The sequence below is a fragment of the Streptomyces prasinopilosus genome (assembly GCF_001419695.1).
Classification (GTDB): domain Bacteria; phylum Actinomycetota; class Actinomycetes; order Streptomycetales; family Streptomycetaceae; genus Streptomyces; species Streptomyces prasinopilosus.
Genome location: NZ_LIRG01000063.1, coordinates 1 through 4,761 on the forward strand (window position 1 = coordinate 1; position 4,761 = coordinate 4,761).

Genomic DNA, 4,761 nt, shown 5'->3' on the forward strand with positions numbered 1-4,761 from the left:
GGGCGTTCGGGGCGTACGCGACGAGGCCGAGCAGCACCGCGTACGCCCCGAACGCCCACATCGCCTCACGCGGGGTGGACACCACGATCACCACGAAGGCGAGGACCGCGGTGAGCTTGGTGTGCGGGGGGAGCGCGTGCACGGGGGAGCGCGCGTGCCGGTACAGCCGGTGCGCGTGGCCGCTGCCCATGTCAGACGCCCACCTCAGGTGCGGGTACCGGGGGGAGGGCCGGCGTTCGTGTGCGCGGGCGGGACCGTGCCGGGCGTCCCGCCCGAGCGTCGCCGGCGGACCACCCGGAAGACCCCGGTGCCCGCGACGACGGTGAGGCCGACGCCGATCACGCCCGCGAGACCGCCGGAGACACGGGCGTCCTCGACGTCCCTGACGCCGTAGTCGGCCAGCGGGGAGCCGGCGGCCGCGTGCTCCTCGGCCCGCTCGGCGATCCCGTGATCGGTGGCGACCCGCTCCAGGCCGTCCGGATCGGCGGAGGCGTAGAAGCTGACGAACCCGGCGAGAAGCAGCGACGTCACCAGCCCGGCGATCCAGACCGGGCGCCGGGACCGGGCGGCGGCGGGGGCGGGCGCCGGCCCGGTGTCCGGGGCGTCGACCAGTTCGCCGTCCACCCGCAGGACGAGCTTCTGCCCGAGTCCGTGCGCCCCGTACACCAGGTCCGGCCGTACGGAGAGGACGGCGCCGACGGTCAGCGCGGTGATCACGGCCTCGCCGATCCCGATCAGAAGGTGCACGCCCACCATCGCGGTGGCGACCTTGCCGATCGAGACGTCGGCGGTGCCGCCGATCGCGTAGATCAGGGTGAAGGTGACCGCGGAGGCCGGAACGGAGACCAGGGCGGCGACGAAGGACGCGGCGGTCACCGAGAGGCGGGTGCGCGGCAGCACCTTCACCAGCCCGCGGAACACGCCGTAGGCGACGACCGTCGTGACGACCGCCATGCAGGTGATGTTCACCCCGAGCGCGGTCAGGCCGCCGTCGGCGAAGAGGAGCGCCTGCATCAGCAGGACGACGGAGACGCACAGGACCCCTGTGCAGGGGCCCACGAGGATCGCGGCGAGCGCGCCGCCGAGCAGATGGCCGCTGGTGCCCCCCGCGACCGGGAAGTTCAGCATCTGCACGGCGAAGACGAACGCCGCCACGAGTCCGGCCAGCGGTGCCGCCCGCTCGCTCCCGAGTTCACGGCGCGCACCGCGCAGGCTCACGGCCATGGCGCCGGCGGCGACCACCGCGGTGGCGGCGGAGACGGGAGCGTCGATGAATCCATCGGGGACATGCACTATTCGATAGTGCTCGCTCCTGCGACAAGGTCGCAAGAGCGCCCACCGCGTCCCGGCCCGCCTTCGACCGCGGCCGCGGCCGCACCGGTGACCGTCCCGGCACGGAGAGTCGGATCCCGGAATCCGTGCGACATTGGAGGGAGGGCGGGTATACGGCTTTCGTACAGGTAGCGCACCGTAAGGGGCCACTCATGAACGTAGTCGAGCAGGACGCACGCGCCCAGGTCGTCACGGACGCGGACGTCCTCCGGGACATGGACCGGGGAACGGTGCCGGTCGCACTGAGCTACGACCCCGGACGCGACCCCCGGACGGTGAGGATGAGGGCGGCCGGTGCCCCCGCCCGCGAGTGGACCCTGCCCCGTGACCTGCTCGAACACGGGCTGCGCACCCCCGTGGAGCGCGGTGACGTGCGGGTGTGGCCGTGCGGCCGCGTGCAGACGGTCGTGGAGTTCCACTCGCCGCGGGGGGTGTCGATGGTGCAGTTCGAGACGAAGGCCCTGACGCGGTTCCTGCGGCGCACGCACGTGGCCGCGGCGGCCGCCGAGCCGGTCCCGCACTGACGGACGGCCCCGCCGGTCCCGGAGCCGGCTCCCGGACCGGCCGCCGGTCAGCCGCCGGTCAGCCGCCGAGCTTCAGCAGGCTCGCCACGATCGGGCCCGCCGTGGAGCCGCCGTGGCCCGCCGCCTGTACGACGCCCGCCGCCGCGAGGTCCCCGCGGTAGGCGGTGAACCAGCCGTTGGGCTTCTTCTGCCCGTCGACCTCGGCCGAGCCGGTCTTGGCGCCCTTGTCGCCGCCGACCCCGGCCATCGCCTTCGCCGCGGTGCCGCTGGTCGCCGTGTACGCCATGAGCTGCCGCAACTGCGTCACGGTCCCGGCCGACATGGTGCGCGGGGCGGTGGCCAGCTTCCGGCCGTCCACCTCCGGTGACACCAGGTACGGCTGGTGGAACTCGCCCGCCTTGACGGTCGCCGACACCGACGCCATGTTCAGCGGGTTCATCCGCACACCGCCCTGGCCGATCAGGGAGGCCGCCATGGGGGCGTCCTTCTGCACCGGCACCGAGCCGTCGAAGGACGGGACCCCGATCTGCCAGTCGTCGCGGCCGAGTCCGAAGACCTGCTGGGCCTGCTCGGTCAGGTCGTCGTCCTCCAGCTCGCGCGCCTGGCTGATGAAGGCCGTGTTGCAGGAGGCGCCGAAGCTGTCGCGGAACGTACCGCCCTTGATCTGGAACTTGTCGAGGTTCTGGAACTTCCAGCCGCCGTAGCTGGAGTACTTCGGGCACGGGTGCTTCTCGTCGATGGACGCGAGGCCCTTCTCGATCAGCAGCGAGGCCGTGAGGACCTTGAACGTCGAGCCCGGGGCCAGCGAACCGTGGAACGCGGTGTTGAACCCGCGCGAGGAGTTCGCGGCGGCGAGGATCTCACCGGTGGACGCGCGCAGCACCACCACCGACGCCCTGGCCTTCTTCGCCACCTGCCCCTCGGCCGCCGCCTGGAGCTTCGGGTCCAGCGTGGTCCGCACCGTGCCGGGGGTGCCCCCGCTCAGCTCCAGCACGGTCTTGTCGGAGGCCTCCGCCTTCTTCGACTTCTCACCGCGGACGATCCGCAGCTCGATCCCGGCCTTGCCGCCCGCCGTCTTCCCGTACTTCTCGCGCAGCCCGTCGAGGACCGGGCCCAGGGACGGGTAGGTCTTGGCCGTCAGCTCGCCGCCGTCCCGGTCCAGCGCCTTCACCGGCGGGGTGTCCGTCTCGCCCGTGACCAGCCGGTCGCCGTCCTTGAGGTCGGGGTGCACGACCGCGGACCGCCACGCGACCCGCGGCTCGCCGTCCCCGTCCCGGCGCACGACGGTCAGCCTGCTGTCGTACGCCAGCGGCTCGGTGATCTCCTCGTACGCCACCGTGCCCTTGACGGAGAACGGGACCTCGGTGCCGGTGCGGGCGCCGGCGGTGAGGGTGACGTCCTTGACGCGGGCCTCCTCGGCGTACCCGGTGAGCAGGGCGGTGGCCGCCTCCGGGTCGTCGGTGGCCTCGGCGGCCTCGTCCACCTCGCCCTGCTGCCAGGCGGTGAGGAAACGGTCCGCCGCGTCGGTGACCTCGGCGGCGGACAGCGGGCCGCTCTTGGGCCTGGCCTGCTGGGTGGCCGACGTCCGGGTGCCGTCCTCGGTTCCGGACCCGCCCCCGGCCAGCGCGTAGGCACCGAGGCCGGCGCCTCCGACGACGACGGCGATCACTCCGCCGAGCACGGCGGGGTTGGTCTTCCGTCGCTCGGCGACGCGCCTTCTGTTGCCCACTGCTGTCCGATCCTCCGCAAAGTCCGCCGAGCCGCCGGCTGTACTGTCGTTCCGTCACATGGTCATACCGGGCCGTGGGGTGTCGACGCTCCCAGGCCAATGACGGCCCCCAGCCTAGAGTCCCGCCTTCCGCGGGTCGCGGTCAGCCGCCCGCTCGTAGCACAGCTGCGACAATCGGACCGGCCGCGTCGCCGCCGTGGCCGCCCTGCTGGGCCATGGCCGCCGCCGCGACGTCGTCCCGGAAGCCGGTGAACCAGCTGTCGGAGGTGGCGCTGCCGTCGACCTCGGCGGAGCCGGTCTTCGCGCCGATGTCGCCGCCGAGACCGGACATGGCCGACGCGGCGGTGCCCTGGGTGGCCGTCAGGCGCATCATCTGCTTCAACTGGCTCGCGGTACCCGCCGGCAGGCCCTCGGCCCGCGCCAGCCGCCGGCCGTCGAGCTCCGGGGAGACCAGGTACGGCTGGCGGAAGGTGCCGGTGATGGCGGTGGCCGTCACCGACGCCATGTTCAGCGGGTTCATCTGCACCTGGCCCTGGCCGATGGCGTTCGCCGCGCGGTCCGGGCCGCCGGCGGCGGGAACGCTTCCGTCGAAGGAGACGACACCGGTCGCCCAGTCGTCCCGGCCGAGCCCGAACCGCTCCTGCGCCTCCCGGGTGAGCGAGGCGTCGGTCAGCGGCTCCTCGTCGACGAGCTTGATGAAGGCGGTGTTGCAGGAACGCAGGAAGCTGTCGGCGAGGGTGGCGCCCTCGTTCGGCACCATGCCGGTGAGGTTCTCGAAGGTCTGGCTCTGCCAGGTCGCGGTGGCCGGGCAGGGGGCCGGACCGTTCATCGAGGTCACACCGTTGTCGATGAGCATGGCCGCGGTGATGATCTTCATGGTGGAGCCGGGGGCGACCCGGCCCTGGAACGCCGCGTCGAACCCGTCCCGGCGGTGGTTGGCCACGGCCAGCACCTCGCCGGTGCTCGGCCGCACGGCCACCACCGACGACTCGGGGAACCGCTTCACCGCCTTCTCGGCGGCGGCCTGCACGCCCGCGCTGAGCGTCGTGCGCAGCGTGCCGGGCCTGCCCTTCACGAGGGTCACCAGCGTGGAGTCGGCGGCACCCCCGGCGTCGAGCTGACGATCCGGCGCGCGGAGGGGGCCTCGGAGGGGCCCGGTGCCGCCCACTCCACGCT

At 73.3% G+C, this 4,761-nt stretch carries 4 protein-coding genes and 1 pseudogene; 1 reads left to right on the forward strand and 4 read right to left on the reverse strand.

Annotated elements, in window-relative coordinates:
• Both AOK18_RS03775 and AOK18_RS03780 read right to left on the reverse strand, forming a co-directional pair.
• Positions 1-190, reverse strand: a pseudogene (locus AOK18_RS03775) (cobalt ECF transporter T component CbiQ); the annotation flags it as partial.
• A gap of 14 nt (positions 191-204) precedes the next feature.
• Positions 205-1,293, reverse strand: a complete 1,089-nt coding sequence (locus AOK18_RS03780) for an energy-coupling factor ABC transporter permease (protein WP_055693327.1) — start codon at positions 1,291-1,293, stop codon at positions 205-207.
• A 191-nt stretch (positions 1,294-1,484) separates the two neighbouring features.
• On the opposite strand from AOK18_RS03780, the gene AOK18_RS03785 reads away from it, so the two are divergent.
• On the forward strand, positions 1,485-1,856 hold the full coding sequence (locus tag AOK18_RS03785; RefSeq protein ID WP_055693328.1) for an SsgA family sporulation/cell division regulator: 372 nt from the start codon (positions 1,485-1,487) through the stop codon (positions 1,854-1,856).
• A 58-nt stretch (positions 1,857-1,914) separates the two neighbouring features.
• Here AOK18_RS03785 and AOK18_RS03790 read toward each other — a convergent pair whose 3' ends face one another.
• Together AOK18_RS03790 and AOK18_RS03795 are read right to left on the reverse strand one after the other, a co-directional pair.
• Complete coding sequence (locus tag AOK18_RS03790; RefSeq protein WP_055693329.1) at positions 1,915-3,585, reverse strand: penicillin-binding transpeptidase domain-containing protein; 1,671 nt, start codon at positions 3,583-3,585, stop codon at positions 1,915-1,917.
• A 142-nt stretch (positions 3,586-3,727) separates the two neighbouring features.
• A partial coding sequence (locus AOK18_RS03795) for a penicillin-binding transpeptidase domain-containing protein (RefSeq protein ID WP_276205333.1) occupies positions 3,728-4,761 on the reverse strand: 1,034 nt, incomplete at its 5' end.